We start from the raw sequence: 15,380 nt of genomic DNA on the forward strand, positions 1-15,380 counted from the left end.
CATGACTCTCCCGGCCGAACCGGCGCAGGCCACGTCGGATCCCACGACGTGGGGTGCGCGCAACGCGCACGACCCGACGGTCGTGCGGGGCGACGACGGCTGCTGGTACATGTTCTCGACCGATGCCGCGGTCGGCGTCGACGCCATCCCCGCGGGGGTGCACGTGCGGACGTCGCCCGACCTCGTCGAGTGGACGTTCGTCGGCACGGCTCTGGACGGCGTGCCCTCGCGGGCGCTGGCCCACACCGGGGCCCACGGGCTGTGGGCGCCCGAGGTGCTGCGCTGGCCCACCGCAGACGGCGCGCCCCGCTGGCACATGTACTACTCCGCGTCGACCTTCGGCTCCCGCACCTCCGTGATCGGACTGGCGACCGCCGACTCGCCGGCGGGACCGTGGACGGATGCCGGACCCGTCGTCGCGACCACACACGACGTCGACGGGCACAACGCCATCGACGCCGCCGTCGTGTTCGACCGGGCGGGACGCCCGTGGCTCACGTACGGGTCGTTCTTCGGCGGCATCCACATCCTCCCGCTCGACGCGGAGACCGGCTTCGCCGAGCAGCCCGGCGAGACCGGCACGCTCATCGCGCGTCGCCCGGCGAGCGTCGACGGCGCCGTCGAGGGCCCGTACATCGTGTACCGGCCCGAAGAGGACCGGTTCGTGCTCTTCGTCTCGTACGACTCGCTGTTCGACAGCTACAGCGTGCGGGTCGCCGTGGCCGACGAGGTCACCGGCCCGTACCTCGACGCCAACGGTCGCGCCCTCACCGACACGGCGGATTCGGATCCGGATGCCGTGGGCACGAAGATCCTCGGCGGCCACCGGTTCCCGGGCGGCACGGCGTGGATCGCGCCCGGCCACAACTCCGTGTTCCGCGACGGCTCGCGCCTCTTCCTCGTGCACCACGTGCGCCGCGCCGACGACCCGACGCGCCATGAGGCGCAGATCCGCCGCGTGCACGTCACCGCATCGGGGTGGCCGCTGGTCTCGCCGCATCCGTACGCCGGCGACCACGCCGAGCGCCTGCCCCACGCCGAAAGCGTCGACGGCGAGTGGCATGTCGTCCACCTCGACCCGGCGAAGCGCGGGGTCGAGGCATCCGTCCCCCTCCGCGTCCGCGGCGCGGCCCACACCGACGGTCAGGCCGTGACGACCCCGCTCATCGTGCAGGCCGAAGGCGGCGACCTCGTGCTCGACGCCGTGGTGTTCGGCGCGTGGGATCCGGTCGCCCAGCGCCCGGTGCTCGCGTTCGCGGGACTCGACGCGTCGGGCACCGTGTGGACCGGTTCGAAGGCGGTGGCCCCGTGATCTCGGAGTACGGCTGGACCGGCCGCGTGATGGCGTGGCTGCGCGTGGTTTCCGCGCTCATCGTGGTGAACCTCCTCTTCGTCGCGGGCACACTCGCCGGGCTCGTCGTGCTGGGGATCGCACCCGCAGCCCTCGCCGCGACCGCGTGCCTCACGCGCCTGCGCGACGGCGAGGACCAGGGCGTGGTGCGCGCGTTCGTCGCGGCATACCGCGCGGACTTCTGGCGTGCCAACCTGATCGGCCTGCCGTTCGGCATCGTGGCGGTGCTGATCGCCGCCGACACGATGGTCCTCCCGGCGCTCGACGGCCCGGCCGCGGCGGCGCTCGCCGGCTTCACGTGGATCGTGGGCGCGATCGCCGCTCTGGTGTTCGCGTGCACGCTCACGGTCGCGGTGCGATACGACGAGACGGCCGGCGCGGTGCTCCGCTACTCGGCCGTGCTGCCGTTCACCTCGCCGGTCATGAGCCTCGCGATGCTGCTCACCCTCGGGGTCGTGGGCGTCGCACTCGCGCTGCTGCCGATGCTCGTGCCGCTCGTCGGCGTCGCCGTCGTGCTCTTCGTCGCGGGCTGGTTCGCCGATCACCGACTGGCCGCGATCGACCCCGACCACCCGCGCGCCGGCGACCGCCACGCCCACCGCGCGGAGTTCGCCGAGGGATCCGCTGCGACGCGCTGATCCCGCCTCGACCCCCCCGCTCACGGCGCACCCGCGCCGGAACGTCCCTGCCGTGCTGTCCGCAGCCGGCCTGCCCCAGGAGGAGAAACGTGACCACGTCACCCGCCACCGCCCGCATCTCGGTCGACCGTGAAGCGGTCGTCGCCCCGATCGACCGCCGCATCTTCGGCTCGTTCGTCGAGCACCTCGGCCGCTGCGTCTACGACGGCATCTACGAACCCGGACACCCCACGGCCAACGAGGACGGCTTCCGCCTCGACGTCGTCGACCTCGTGCGCGAGCTCGGCTCGACCACGATCCGCTACCCCGGCGGCAACTTCGTCTCGGGCTTCCGCTGGGAGGACTCCGTCGGCCCGCGCGACCAGCGCCCCGTGCGCCGCGACCTCGCGTGGCACTCGCTGGAGACCAACCAGGTCGGCGTCGACGAATTCTCGCGCTGGCTCAAGCTCACCGGCTCCGAGCTGATGATGGCCGTCAACCTCGGCACCCGCGGGATCGAGGCCGCCCTCGACCTGCTCGAGTACTGCAACCACCCCTCGGGCACCGCGCTCAGCGACCAGCGCATCGCCAACGGCACCGTCGAGCCGCACGACATCCGCATGTGGTGCCTCGGCAACGAGATGGACGGCCCCTGGCAGACCGGCTACATGACCGCCGACGACTACGGCAAGATCGCGGCCCGCACCGCGCAGGCGATGAAGGCGGCCGACCGCAACCTCGAGCTCGTGGTGTGCGGATCGTCGGGCTCGGCCATGCCGACCTTCGGCGACTGGGAGCGCACCGTGCTCGAGCACGCGTACGAACACGTCGACTTCATCTCGTGCCACGCGTACTACCAGGAGCGCGGCGGCGACCTCGCCTCGTATCTCGCGTCGTCGATCGACATGCAGTACTTCATCGAGACCGTCGTCTCGACCGCCGACCACGTCGGCAACAAGCTCAAGTCGAAGAAGAAGATCAAGCTGTCGTTCGACGAGTGGAACATCTGGTACCTCGACGAGCACCGCGAGTCCGACGAGGTCAACGACGAGTGGCGCTACGCCCCGCGTCAGCTCGAGGACGTGTACTCGGTGGCGGATGCCGTGGTCCTGGGCAACCTCATGATCACGCTGCTGAAGAACCACGACCGGGTGGCCTCGGCCTCTCTCGCGCAGCTCGTGAACGTGATCGCGCCGATCATGACCGAGCCGGGCGGCGCCGCGTGGCGCCAGACCACGTTCTTCCCGTTCTCGGTGACCTCGCGCCTCGCGCGCGGCGAGGTGCTGAAGCCCCGCATCGACGCCGGCACGTACACGACCGACGTCTACGGCGAGGCGTCGCTCGTCGACTCGGTGGTCACGGTGGACGACGGGTCGGCCGCGGTCTTCCTCGTGAACCGCAGCCAGACCGACGCGATCCAGGTCACGGTCGACGTCTCCGAGCTCGGCGTCGCCGCGGTCTCCGAGGCCGTCGCCCTGTGGGACGACGACGTGTACGCCAAGAACACGCTCGCCGACCAGGAGCGCGTGGGCCTGAAGTCCCTCGAGGGCGTCGTCCTCGACGGCGGCACGCTCACGGTCACGCTGCCGCCCGTGTCGTGGTCGGCCATCGCCCTCGCGTGAGCCGCTCGTGGCGCGCGCGGGCGCTGGCCGCGGCATCCGCTCTCCTCACCGTCGTGCTGACGGCGAGCGGATGCGCGGCCGCGCCCGCGGCGCCGGAGCTCAGCGGCGACACGCTCGTCCATGACCCGGCGTTCGTCGCAGGGGAGGACGGCGAGCCGTCGTTCCTCTACTCCACCGGCAACGGGCGGATCGGCGACGGGAACATCCAGATCCGCCGCTCGGCCGACGGCGCGGAGTGGGAGGATGCCGGCACCGTCTGGGACGAGAAGCCGGCGTGGCTCGTCGAGGCGATCCCCGGCGTCGACAACCTGTGGGCGCCGGAGCTCTACGAGCACGACGGCACGTGGTACCTGTACTACTCGGCGTCGACGTTCGGCAAGAACACCTCGCTGATCGCCCTCGCCACGAACACGACGCTCGACCCCGACGACCCCGAGTACGAGTGGGTCGACCAGGGCGTCGTGATCGAGTCTGCGGGCACCGACTTCAACGCGATCGACCCGGGGATCGTGGAGGACGCCGACGGCGATCCGTTCATGGCGTTCGGATCGTTCTGGAGCGGCATCCGCATGGTGCCGCTGGAGTGGCCCAGCGGCCTGCGCGCCGACGACGAAGAGCCGCTGGCCATCGCCGACCGGCAGCTGCCGCCGAACGCGATCGAGGCGCCGTTCATCCTGCCCCACGACGGCTTCTACTACCTCTTTGTATCCAAGGACTTCTGCTGCAAGGGCGTCGACAGCACGTACTCGATCGCGGTCGGCCGCTCTGAGTCCGTCACCGGCCCCTACGTCGACGCCGACGGTGTGCCGCTGCTCGAAGACGGCGGCACCCCGGTGCTCGCCTCGGACGGCGCGCGGATCGGCCCGGGCGGACAGTCGGTCTCGGGCGGGCTGCTCGCGTTCCACTACTACGACGCCGACCTCGACGGCCAGTTCCGCCTCGGCCTCCTGCCGATCCAGTGGCGCGACGGCTGGCCGCACGTGGAGTGGCCCGTCGCGGACTGACGCGGATGCCGGCCCCTGGCCGCGCGTTCAGCGCGCCGGGGGTCGCGGCATCCGCCGTCCGCGGTCACGTGTGGCGGCGCGGGCAGCGGCGGCACGGCGCGAAGCGGCTGCGGACGGCGGGCGCGGGGGCGGGTCAGCGGGCGACGGCGGGCGCCGACTCGCGCTGCACGATCGAGAAGTCCGCGAGCAGCAGGCGCGGCGGGACGTCGAGCCCCTCGATGCGCTCGAGGAGCGTCGAGACGGCCGTGCGGGCGATCCAGTCCGCCCCGGGGTCCACGGTCGTGAGCGAGGGGATGGAGTACTGCGCCTCGTCGATGTCGTCGAAGCCCATGACGGCGACGTCGTCGGGTACGCGCAGCCCGGCCTCCTGCAGGGCGCGCATCGCACCGAAGGCGAGCGTGTCGTTGAGGGCGAACACCGCGTCGAAGTCGACGCCGCGCTCGATGATGTCCCGCATCGAGCGTGCGCCGTTGGCGCGGTGCCACTCGATCGATCCGCCGATGAGACGGCCGTCGAACGGGATGCCGTGGGCCTCGAGCGCCTCGCGGTATCCCTGCAGACGCAGTGCGGCCGAGCCGATCAGCTCGCCCTCGTGCGCGCCCACGATCGCGATCCGGCGCCGTCCCGAGCCGATGAGGTACTCGGTCGCGGCGCGCGCGGCTTCGACGTTGCGCATGGTGAGGTGATCGGTCGGCCCCTCGAAGATGCGCTCGCCGAGCAGCACGAGCGGGTAGTCGACGTTCAGGTGCCCGACGTCGTCCTGGCTCATCTCGAGCGGGCTGAAGATCAGGCCGTCGCTCATCTTGCGGCGCGGACTGGTCAGCAGGTCGAGCTCGCGCTGGCGTCCGCCGCTGCCGGTCTGCTCGAGCGTGACCACGACGCCGGCGGCCTCGGCGGCGGCGATGACGGATGCCGCGAGCTCGGCGAAGTACGCCAGCGCGAGGTCGGGCACGGCCAGGGCGATGGCGCCGGTGCGGCCGGAGCGGAGGCTCCGCGCCGTGAGGTTCGGGGTGTACCCGAGTTCCGCGATCGCGGCCTCGACGCGCTCCTTGGTGGTGGGCCGGATGTGCGGGTAGTCGTTGATGACGTTCGACACCGTCTTGATCGAGACCCCGGCCAGGCGCGCGACGTCGTGCAGCGTGGCAGCCATCCCGCACCCCCTTGCATCGCGGTCGGCGACCGGCGTCGACCTGAGTCGAGCCTACAACGTTGTAACTCTCCGTCGGCTCACCGATCCTCATTGTGGCCGAGGGGTGGCATGCGAAGCAATGTAAAGAATCCTTGACACCGTTCGGTCATCGGCGTACCTTTCGATGTGTCAAAGATTCTTTACAGGGTCCCGAGAGGCCGGAGGGCGGAGCCATGGTCTACGAGGAGCGAAACGCGTGGGCGAGTCTCATCGTCAGCGTGATCGGCGTGAGCGTCTATGTCGTGCTGGTGCTCCAGCAGGCCGGCGGTGGACCGCTCGCCGACGTCGACTGGGTGCCGCTCATGCTGTGGACGATCGGCGCGGGCATCGTCGGCGGGATCGTCATCAGCATCGCGTGGGGGATCGTCGCCGGAATGCACGACCCCGACGGGGTGGGCAAGAGCGATCAGCGCGACCGCGACATCGCCGACATGTCGACGAGGGTCGGTCAGGCGTTCATGGTCATCGCCGGCCTCGGCGTGATCGTGCTGTGCGCGTTCGAGGCCGACTGGTTCTGGATCGCCAACACGATGTTCTTCGGGTTCGCGCTGTCATCGATCATCGGCGGCGTCGCGAGCGTGATCGCATACCGCCGGGGACTCGTGTGATGGTCAAGCCCACCAAGGTCACCAACTCCATCCGCGCCGTGCGCGAGACGGCCGGCATGACCCAGGCCGATCTCGCGCGGCGGGTCGGAGTGACCCGCCAGACCCTCATCGCCATCGAGCAGGGACGGTACTCGCCGACCCTCGAGCTCGCCTTCCAGCTGGCCCGCGCGTTCGGCGTGAGCCTCGACGACCTCTTCGACTACCCGGAGGAATGACATGTCCGACAACACACAGCCGGCGGCGCGGGCGCTGCGCACCGACCGGATGCCCGCGTGGCGGCAGGAGCGGTACGGCGGGGTCGACGCGGTGACGCTCGGGGAGGCCGAGGTGCCCGCGCCGGGCCGCGGCGAGGTGCTGCTGCGGCTGCGGGCGACCGGGCTCAACAACGGCGACGTCCGCGTGATGCGCGGCGAGCCCCGCCTCGTGCGCCTCGCGTTCGGCCTGCGGCGTCCGAAGCAGCCGGTGCGGGGGATGGATGCCGCGGCCACCGTGGTGGCACGCGGCGAGGGCGTCGACGGGTTCGCGGTGGGCGACGAGGTCGTGGGCGAGCTGCCGGGAGGCGGCGGGCTGGCGGCGTACGCGGTCTGCCCGGCCTCGCGGCTGGTGCGCCGTCCGGCGCAGCTCGACCCGGCGACGGCGGCGGTTCTGCCGATCGCCGGCGGGACGGCGTGGCAGGCGCTCGAACGCGGGGGAGCGGCATCCGGCCATCGCGTACTCGTGATCGGCGCGTCGGGCGGCGTCGGCACGTTCGCCGTGCAGCTGGCGGCCCTGCGCGGCGCCGAGGTGTGGGCGCTCTGCGGCGAACGCAATCGCGCGCTCGTCGAGGGTCTCGGCGCGGCGCGGACGTTCGACTACCGCACCGTGCAGCCGGGCTCGCCGGAGCTGCCGACGGGATCGTTCGACGTCGTGCTCGACATCGCCGGCACGTCGCCGCTGCGCGTGCTGCGCAGCCTCGTGCGGCCGGGCGGCGGTGTCGTTCTGGTGTCGGGCGAGGGCGGGCGCGTGCTCGGGCCGATGGGGCGCATCGCCGGCGCGGTGCTGCGCTCGATCGGCTCGAAGCGACCGCTCCGGCCGCTCGCCGCGACCGCGAAGCCCGCGGTGCTGGAGAAGCTGATCGCGCTCACGGTCGAGGGCAGCCTGCGGCCGGTCATCGAGCGCCGCTTCGCCTTCGGCGAGGCAGGCGCCGCGCTCGCCCACGTGGACGCCGGGCACACGGTGGGCAAGGTCGTGGTGCTCGCGGCCCCCTGAGCTCGACGACGCCGGCCCGCGGCATCCGCTCCATCACGGTGCCGGGTGCCGAAAACATGGTCGGTCACCGCGACACGCCGGTGACGGATGCCGCGCCACGGCGTGTCGCACGACCGGCCATGCTTTCGGCATTCCCAGGGGGTGCACAGCGATCGTGAGAGAATGGTCGCGGCGTGCCCGGTCGTCGGTTGTCTCGACCCCGCCGGGCCTCTGGACAGCGTCCGCCGCGCCTTCTACAGGAGCAAGATGTCCACGCAGAACACCGCGCCCGCCACGACGTCCGCCACCGCAGCGGAGGGCGGTCGGATCCAGCAGATCCGCCGCTACCTCATGTGCCGGCCCGAGCACTTCACGGTCAGCTACACCATCAACCCCTGGATGGTGCCGACCAACCCGACCGACACCGCCCTGGCGGTGCGCCAGTGGCAGTCGCTGTACGACACCTACCTCGCCCTCGGGCACGAGGTGCACCTCATCGACCCGATCGAGGGCCTGCCCGACATGGTCTACACGGCCAACGGCGGGTTCGTGATCGACAACGTCGCCTACGGCGCGAAGTTCCGGTTCCAGGAGCGCGTTCCCGAGGGGCCGGCGTTCATGGAGTGGTTCCGGGCGAACGGCTTCGAGGTGGCCGAGCCTGCCGAGGTCAACGAGGGAGAGGGTGACTTCCTCCTCGTCGGCGAGACGATCCTCGCCGGCACCGGCTTCCGCTCGACCGGCGACAGCCACCGCGAGCTGGCCGACGTGTTCGGCAAGGAAGTCGTGAGCCTCGATCTCGTCGACCCGCGGTTCTACCACCTCGACACCGCCATCTCGGTGCTCGACCCGGTCGAAGGCCCGGGCGGCGTCGAGAAGGCGAACATCGCCTACCTCGAGCACGCGTTCGACGAGCGCAGCCAGGCGATCCTCGCCGAGCGCTACCCCGACGCGATCCGTGTCGCGGATGCCGACGGGGCGGTCTTCGGGCTCAACTCGGCCAGCGACGGCCTGAACGTGATCATCTCGCCGCGCGCGAAGGGCTTCGAGGCGCAGCTGCGGGAGCGGGGGTACAACCCGGTGCTCGTCGACCTGTCCGAGCTTCTGCTCGGCGGCGGCGGCATCAAGTGCTGCACGCTCGAGCTGCGGCGCTGACGAGAGGGGACCATCACCATGACCGCCACTTCCGCCTCGATCGATGCGGCGATGGGCCAGCTCATCGCCGCCGAAGAGGAGCATGTCGCGCACAACTACCACCCGCTTCCCGTGGTCATCGCCCGCGGCGAGGGCGCGTGGGTCACCGACGTCGAGGGCAAGCGGTACCTCGACCTTCTTTCCGCCTACTCGGCGCTCAACTTCGGCCACGGGCATCCGGCGATCCTCGCGGCCGCGCAGGAGCAGCTCAACCGGCTCACGCTCACCAGCCGCGCGTACCACAACGACCGCCTGGGCCCCTTCGCGGCGGCGCTCGCCGAGCTGTGCGGCAAAGACCTCGTGCTGCCGATGAACACCGGCGCCGAGGCCGTGGAGACGGGGATCAAGGTCGCGCGCGCGTGGGGCTACCGCGTGAAGGGCGTGGCGCCGGATGCCGCGAAGATCGTGGTCGCGCACGGCAACTTCCACGGGCGCACGACGACGATCGTCGGCTTCAGCGACGACCCGCAGGCCCGGCAGGACTTCGGCCCGTTCACGCCCGGCTTCATCTCGGTGCCCTACGGCGACGCCAGGGTCATCGACGCCGCCATCACTCCCGACACCGTCGCCGTGCTCATCGAGCCCATCCAGGGCGAGGCGGGCGTGGTGGTGCCGCCCGAGGGATACCTCCGCGCGGTGCGCGAGATCTGCACGCGCCGCGGGGTGCTGCTCATCGCCGACGAGATCCAGTCCGGCCTCGGCCGCGTGGGCGAGACGTTCGCGTGCGACCGCGAGGGGGTCGTGCCCGACGTCTACCTGCTCGGCAAGGCGCTGGGCGGCGGAGTCCTCCCGGTGTCGGCGGTCGTCGCCGACCGCGACGTGCTCGGCGTGATCCACCCCGGCGAGCACGGCTCGACCTTCGGCGGCAATCCGCTCGCCGCGGCGGTCGGCCTCCGCGTCGTCGAGATGCTCAAGGCCGGCGAGTTCCAGAGCCGCGCGAAGCTGCTCGGCGAGCACCTCGGCACCAAGCTGCAGGAGCTCGTCGGCCACGGCGTCACCGGCGTGCGCATCGTGGGGCTGTGGGCCGGCATCGACATCGACCCGGCCGTCGGCACGGGCCGGGAGGTCGCCGAGCGGCTCATCGGTCGGGGCGTGCTCGTCAAGGACACCCACGGTCAGACCATCCGCATCGCGCCGCCGCTCGTGGTGCGCGCGACCGAGCTGGACTGGGCGGTGGAGCAGCTGCGGGTCGTGCTCGCGGGCTGACCCGCGAACACGCCTGCCGGACGGCTCGCGGCTCGGCGCCCACTTCGCGGCAACGCCGCGTTCGCTCAGTCGAAGACGGACACCGTGCGCCAGTGCCAGCCGGTCGCGCCGTCGGGGGCAGGGGGAGCGGTCTGCTCCGTCTGCACCTCTCCCGTCCGGCTGGTCGCTCGGCACTGGATCACGTGGTCTCCCGGCGTCGCGTCCCAGGGATGGCTCCACTGCACCCAGGTGTCGTCGGAGATCGCGGCGGCGAGGGTCGCCGGCATCCACTCGCCCTCGTCGATCCGCACCTCGACGGCCTCGATGCCCACCTGCTGCTGCCATGCGACTCCCGCGATGACGACCTCGCCGGCCTTGAGCCCTTGTCCGCGCCGCGGCACGTCGATCCGCGACTGCAGCTTGATCGGGCCCCGCTCCGACCACCCGCGCGTCGTCCAGTAGGCGGTCGCGCGGTCGAAGCGCGTGACCTCGAGGTCGGTCACCCACTTGGTCGCCGACACGTAGCCGTAGAGCCCGGGCACGACCAGGCGCGCCGGGAATCCGTGCTCCAGCGGCAGCGGCTCGCCGTTCATGCCGACGGCGAGGATCGCGTTGCGCGCGTCGGTGAGTGCTTCGAGGGGAGTGGATGCCGTGAACCCGTCGATCGATCGCGACAGCACCATGTCGGCGTCGGTGTCGGGACGCGCCCGCGCGAGCAGCTCGCGCACCGGATAGCCCAGCCAGCGCGCATTGCCGATGAGCGTGCCGCCGACCTCGTTCGAGACGCACGCGAGCGTCGTCCACGACTCCTCGAGCGGCAGCGCGAGCACGTCGTCCCACGTGAGCTCCACCTCGTTCGCGACCATGCCGTGGATCCGCAGCCGCCAGTCGGCGGGGTCCACCTCGGGCACGATGAGGGCGGTGTCGATGCGGTAGAACCGGTCGTTCGGCGTGACGACCTCGGCGAGCCCCGGCAGGCCCAGCTCCGCACCGGCGGGGACAGCGGATGCCGCGACCGCCGGCGTCGGAAGCCGCAGCGCCCGCCGCGCCGCGGCGACGCCGGCCGACGCCGTCGAGCGGAGGCTCCCGACGCCCACGGCGACGATGCCCACCGCGGTGGCGGCCCCCGCCCACGCGAAGAAGGCGCGCCGACTCGGGGGCCGCGGGGTGTCTGCGTCGGGCGGACCGGCGGTCGCGGCATCCGTCCGCTCCTGCGGATCCGCGGGTGCGGCGCTGGTCGGGGATGCGAGAGAACGGCGGAGGAGGCGGGCCAGCAGCCACAGGGCCACGGCGCCCGTCGCGCCCGCGACGGCGGACGGCAGCCACGCCAGAGCTCCCGCACCAGGCCGCGTCGCGGCGATGACGGCGCCGGCCACGCCGAACCCGGCGACGACCACCGCGCCCCACGGCGGGAAGCGCACCTCGAGCCAGCCGGCGAACGCGGCGAGCGCGAGCATGACCAGAGCGATCCCGGCGAGCAGCGCGATCTTGTCGGCGGTGCCGAACAGCGCGATCGCGGTGTCTTTGGCCCACGGCGGGGCGAGGTCGATGAGCGCTGCGCCGATCGCGGCGACCGGGCTCGACGACGGCGCGAGCACGGCGGCCGCCAATTCGCCGAGGCCGGCTCCGAGCACCACGGCGGCGATCCCCGCCACTCCCGCGAGGGGAGCCGGGATGCCGCGGGCCGAGGCGTTCGCCGCCATGCAGCAAGAGTACGTCCGGGTGACGGACGCAGGCAGACGGGCTCGGAAACACGAGCGCAACGAACCCCGCATTAGGCTCTTGGCATGGGTGATCTGTTCGACGGCTACGGCTCCACGCTGGCGCCGCGCAAGACGCCCTCGGGGGTTCCCGCGTTCGACGAGATGTTCGGGAGCCCGTCGCACCCGGGCGCCCCGGCCGAGTCGCGCGAGGCCTATCGAGAGCTGTACCAGGCGCTCGCGCAGATGACCCAGGAGGAGCTGCGCGGCCGCACCGATTCCCTCGCGAGCTCGTACCTCGCGCAGGGCGTGACCTTCGACTTCGCGGGCGAGGAGCGGCCCTTCCCGCTCGACGCCGTGCCGCGCGTCATCACGTACGACGAGTGGTCGCGCATCGAGGCCGGCGTCAAGCAGCGCGTGCGCGCGCTCGAGGCATTCCTCGACGACGCCTACGGGCACCAGTACTGCGTGCGCGACGAGGTGCTCCCGGCCGGGCTGATCGCCAGCTCGCAGTACTTCTACCGCCAGGCCGCCGGCATCCACTCCGCCAACGGCGTACGCATCCAGGTGTCGGGCATCGACCTGATCCGCGACGAGCACGGCGAGATGCGCGTGCTCGAAGACAACGTGCGCGTGCCGTCGGGCGTCAGCTACGTCATCTCGAACCGCCGGGTGATGGCGCAGACGCTCCCCGAGCTGTTCGTCTCGATGCGCGTGCGGCCGGTCGGCGACTATCCCAACAAGCTGCTCGCGGCGCTCCGCGCATCGGCCCCCGCCGGCATCGAGGACCCGAACGTCGTCGTGCTGACGCCGGGCGTCTACAACTCCGCCTACTTCGAGCACACGCTGCTCGCCCGCCTGATGGGCGTCGAGCTCGTCGAGGGCCGCGACCTGCTGTGCATCGGCGGCAAGGTCTTCATGCGCACCACGCGCGGACCCAAGCGCGTCGACGTCATCTACCGCCGCGTCGACGACGACTTCCTCGACCCGCTGCAGTTCCGCGCCGACTCGATGCTCGGCGCCCCTGGGCTCATGCTCGCCGCGCGGCTGGGGAACGTCACGATCGCCAACGCCGTCGGCAACGGCGTCGCCGACGACAAGCTGCTGTACACCTACGTGCCCGACCTCATCCGCTACTACCTCGCGGAAGAGCCGATCCTCAAGAACGTCGACACGTGGCGCCTCGAAGACCCGAACGCGCTCGAGGAGGTGCTCGACCGCCTCGACGAGCTGGTGGTGAAGCCGGTGGACGGCTCGGGCGGCAAGGGCCTGGTCGTGGGACCGGATGCCTCGCCGTCGGAGCTCGAGAAGCTCCGCCAGCGCCTGCTCGCCGACCCTCGCGGCTGGATCGCGCAGCCCGTCGTGATGCTGTCGACCATCCCCACGCTCGTGGAGGACGGCATGCGCCCGCGCCACGCCGACCTCCGCCCCTTCGCGGTCAACGACGGCGAGGACGTGTGGGTGCTTCCCGGCGGCCTCACGCGGGTCGCGCTGCCCGAGGGCCAGCTCGTGGTGAACTCGAGCCAGGGCGGCGGCTCGAAGGACACCTGGATCGTCGGCGGTGCCGCGCCGGGCCACGTCGAGTACGGCCAGGGGCAGAGCGTCGCCGGCCTCGTCGCCGACCAGGCGGCGACGGTCACCGAGGCGATCCCGATCATCTACGACCCGCAGACCGAGCCGACGCACTCGCCGCAGGACCGCCCGCGCTCGCGCGTCGAGCAGCAGGAGCAGCAGCAGCAGACCTCGGAGGTCGCCGGGGTCGCGGCATCCGTCCGTCCTTCGTCCGCGAGACTCCACCCGGGCGCCGAGACTGCAGACGCGGATCGGAGTCTCGGCCGTCGCATGAAGTCTCGCGAGCCGGAGCTGGGCCACGATGGGGGTGCGACATGCTGAGTCGCATCGCAGAATCACTGTTCTGGATCGGGCGCTACATCGAGCGCTCGGACGGCACCGCCCGCATCCTCGACGTGCACCTGCAGCTGCTCCTCGAGGACCCCTGGATCGACGAGGACACCGCGTGCCGCTCGCTCCTGAGCGTCATGGGCTCCCTGCCGCCGCAGGGCGTGGACCAGGTGCGCCGCGAGGACGTGCTCGCCCGCCTCGCCGTCGACCGCATGAACCCGTCGAGCATCGCCTACGCGCTCACCGCGGCCCGCGAGAACGCGCGCCGCGCGCGCGAGATCGTGTCGAGCGAGCTGTGGGAGACCCTCAACACCACGAACGCACGGATGCCGCGCCGCCTGCAGAACGACCGCGTGCACGAGTTCTTCCAGTGGGTGCGGGAGCGCGCGGCGCTCTCGATCGGCATCGTCGACTCGTCGACGAGCCGCGACGAGGCTTGGCAGTTCTTCACGCTCGGACGCAGCATCGAGCGCACCGACATGACCGCACGCCTGCTGGCGACGCGTTCGCTGACCGAGGCATCCGGTCCGTCGTGGACCACCATCCTGCGCTCGTGCGGCGCCTACGAGGCGTACCTGCGCACCTACCGCGGCATGCCGAGCGCGCGCAACGCCGCCGAGTTCCTGCTGCTCGACCGGCTCTTCCCGCGCTCGATCATCTACTCGATCCAGCGCGCCGAGGAGTGCATGAGCGCGATCGATCCCCGTGCCGACCGCGTCGGCCACTCCAACACGGTGCTCCGCGCGCTGGGGCAGATCCGCAACGATCTCGAGTACCGGCCGATCTCAGAGATCCTCGGCGAGCTGCCGACGCACATGGACCGCGTGCAGAAGGTCACGCGCGAGGCCTCCGAGGCCATCCGCGGCCGGTTCTTCCCGACGCAGGCCGAGCCCAGCTGGATCGGAGAGATCTCGTGAAGCGACTCCGCATCGAGCACCAGACCGGCTTCAGCTACCAGGGCGACGTCACCGCGTCGTACAACGAGGCGCGCATGCTGCCCGGCTCGACCGACAGCCAGTTCGTGCTCAACTCATCGCTCGACATCGAGCCGTCGACCTCGGTCAACCAGTACGTCGACTACTTCGGCACGCGCGTCGCCGCGTTCGACGTGCTGTCGCCGCACTCGTCGCTCACGATCACGGCGCGCTCGCTGGTCGAGGTGCGCCCGCGCCCGCTCGAGCACATCGACGTCACGTGGGACGGCCTGGCCCGCGAGGCGGGCCGGTCGCTCGAGACCGTCGAGCAGCTGTCGCAGACGCGCCGCACCGTGCCGCACCCCGAGGTCGCCGAGCTCGCGCGCTCGATCGCCGCGCAGCACGATCACCCGGGTCGCGCCGCTCACGCGATCGCGGTCGCGGTGGGCGACGCCGTCGAGTACATGCACGGCATCACCGGCGTGCACTCGACCGCGGCCGAGGCGTGGGAGGCGCGCAAGGGCGTCTGCCAGGACATGGCGCACATCGCGCTCGGCGCGCTGCGCGAGGTCGGCATCCCCGCGCGATACGTGTCGGGCTACCTGCATCCGCGCCCGTCGGCCGAGGTGGGCGTCGCCGTCACCGGCGAGTCGCACGCATGGGTCGAATGGTTCGCGGGGGAGTGGCAGGGCTTCGACCCCACCAACAACATCGAGATCGGCGACCGGCACGTGCTCGTCGGCCGCGGCCGCGACTACGGCGACGTGCCGCCGCTGCGCGGCGTCTACGCCGGCCCGTTCAAGAGCAACCTCCACGTGAAGGTCACGATCACCCGCGAGGCCTGAACCCCTCGGGCTCCGCGTCGGGTCC

The 15,380-nt window shown here is 71.7% G+C and carries 14 protein-coding genes; 12 read left to right on the forward strand and 2 right to left on the reverse strand.

From position 1 onward, the window contains the following. Nucleotide 1 precedes the first annotated feature (1 nt). The 4 genes from IM770_RS17295 (at nt 2) to IM770_RS17310 (ending at nt 4,594) form a co-directional block, all read left to right on the forward strand. Complete coding sequence (locus tag IM770_RS17295) at nt 2–1,312, forward strand: arabinan endo-1,5-alpha-L-arabinosidase (RefSeq protein WP_203582392.1); 1,311 nt, start codon at nt 2–4, stop codon at nt 1,310–1,312. Next, nucleotides 1,309–1,989: a YesL family protein gene (locus IM770_RS17300; protein ID WP_203582393.1), complete on the forward strand. Its 681-nt coding sequence runs from the start codon at nt 1,309–1,311 to the stop codon at nt 1,987–1,989. The genes IM770_RS17295 and IM770_RS17300 overlap by 4 nt, the downstream gene beginning before the upstream one ends. An 89-nt stretch (nt 1,990–2,078) precedes the next feature. Continuing rightward, nucleotides 2,079–3,590, forward strand: a complete 1,512-nt coding sequence (gene arfA, locus IM770_RS17305) for an arabinosylfuranosidase ArfA (RefSeq protein ID WP_203582394.1) — start codon at nt 2,079–2,081, stop codon at nt 3,588–3,590. Beyond that, nucleotides 3,587–4,594 carry an arabinan endo-1,5-alpha-L-arabinosidase gene (locus IM770_RS17310; RefSeq protein WP_307785497.1) on the forward strand — a complete coding sequence of 336 codons (1,008 nt, stop codon included), beginning with the start codon at nt 3,587–3,589 and terminating at the stop codon, nt 4,592–4,594. Before arfA ends, IM770_RS17310 begins: the two co-directional genes overlap by 4 nt. 133 nt (nt 4,595–4,727) lie before the next feature. On the opposite strand, the gene IM770_RS17315 is transcribed toward IM770_RS17310, so the two are convergent. Continuing rightward, nucleotides 4,728–5,744: a LacI family DNA-binding transcriptional regulator gene (locus tag IM770_RS17315; protein WP_203582396.1), complete on the reverse strand. Its 1,017-nt coding sequence runs from the start codon at nt 5,742–5,744 to the stop codon at nt 4,728–4,730. A gap of 212 nt (nt 5,745–5,956) precedes the next feature. Here IM770_RS17315 and IM770_RS17320 point away from each other — a divergent pair, with 212 nt between their 5' ends. The 5 genes from IM770_RS17320 to rocD all read left to right on the forward strand — a co-directional run bounded on the left by IM770_RS17320 (nt 5,957) and on the right by rocD (nt 10,015). Continuing rightward, nucleotides 5,957–6,391 (forward strand): hypothetical protein, encoded by a 435-nt coding sequence (locus tag IM770_RS17320; protein WP_203582397.1) that lies wholly within the window; start codon nt 5,957–5,959, stop codon nt 6,389–6,391. Next, on the forward strand, nt 6,391–6,606 hold the full coding sequence (locus IM770_RS17325) for a helix-turn-helix transcriptional regulator (RefSeq protein ID WP_203582398.1): 216 nt from the start codon (nt 6,391–6,393) through the stop codon (nt 6,604–6,606). The genes IM770_RS17320 and IM770_RS17325 overlap by 1 nt, the downstream gene beginning before the upstream one ends. A gap of 1 nt (nt 6,607) precedes the next feature. Further along, nucleotides 6,608–7,639 carry an NAD(P)-dependent alcohol dehydrogenase gene (locus tag IM770_RS17330; protein WP_203582399.1) on the forward strand — a complete coding sequence of 344 codons (1,032 nt, stop codon included), beginning with the start codon at nt 6,608–6,610 and terminating at the stop codon, nt 7,637–7,639. Between the two features lie 246 nt (nt 7,640–7,885). After that, nucleotides 7,886–8,770 carry a dimethylargininase gene (ddaH, locus tag IM770_RS17335; RefSeq protein ID WP_203582400.1) on the forward strand — a complete coding sequence of 295 codons (885 nt, stop codon included), beginning with the start codon at nt 7,886–7,888 and terminating at the stop codon, nt 8,768–8,770. An 18-nt stretch (nt 8,771–8,788) separates the two neighbouring features. Continuing rightward, nucleotides 8,789–10,015 (forward strand): ornithine--oxo-acid transaminase, encoded by a 1,227-nt coding sequence (gene rocD, locus IM770_RS17340; RefSeq protein ID WP_203582401.1) that lies wholly within the window; start codon nt 8,789–8,791, stop codon nt 10,013–10,015. Between the two features lie 65 nt (nt 10,016–10,080). Here the strand turns inward: rocD and IM770_RS17345 are convergent, their stop codons facing one another. Then, nucleotides 10,081–11,697, reverse strand: a complete 1,617-nt coding sequence (locus tag IM770_RS17345) for a molybdopterin-dependent oxidoreductase (protein ID WP_203582402.1) — start codon at nt 11,695–11,697, stop codon at nt 10,081–10,083. An 84-nt stretch (nt 11,698–11,781) separates the two neighbouring features. On the opposite strand from IM770_RS17345, the gene IM770_RS17350 reads away from it, so the two are divergent. Genes IM770_RS17350 through IM770_RS17360 form a run of 3 tightly spaced genes read left to right on the forward strand, consistent with a single transcriptional unit; the run spans nt 11,782 to nt 15,355 of the window. Continuing rightward, the gene (locus IM770_RS17350; protein WP_239066395.1) at nt 11,782–13,587 is read left to right on the forward strand and encodes a circularly permuted type 2 ATP-grasp protein; all 1,806 of its coding nucleotides are present in this window, start codon (nt 11,782–11,784) and stop codon (nt 13,585–13,587) included. Beyond that, the gene (locus IM770_RS17355; RefSeq protein WP_203582403.1) at nt 13,581–14,513 is read left to right on the forward strand and encodes an alpha-E domain-containing protein; all 933 of its coding nucleotides are present in this window, start codon (nt 13,581–13,583) and stop codon (nt 14,511–14,513) included. The genes IM770_RS17350 and IM770_RS17355 overlap by 7 nt, the downstream gene beginning before the upstream one ends. Then, nucleotides 14,510–15,355, forward strand: coding sequence for a transglutaminase family protein (locus IM770_RS17360; protein WP_203582404.1), 846 nt, complete (start codon nt 14,510–14,512; stop codon nt 15,353–15,355). Before IM770_RS17355 ends, IM770_RS17360 begins: the two co-directional genes overlap by 4 nt. Nucleotides 15,356–15,380 lie beyond the last annotated feature (25 nt).

This window comes from Microbacterium hibisci, assembly GCF_015278255.1.
Taxonomy (GTDB): Bacteria; Actinomycetota; Actinomycetes; order Actinomycetales; family Microbacteriaceae; genus Microbacterium; species Microbacterium hibisci.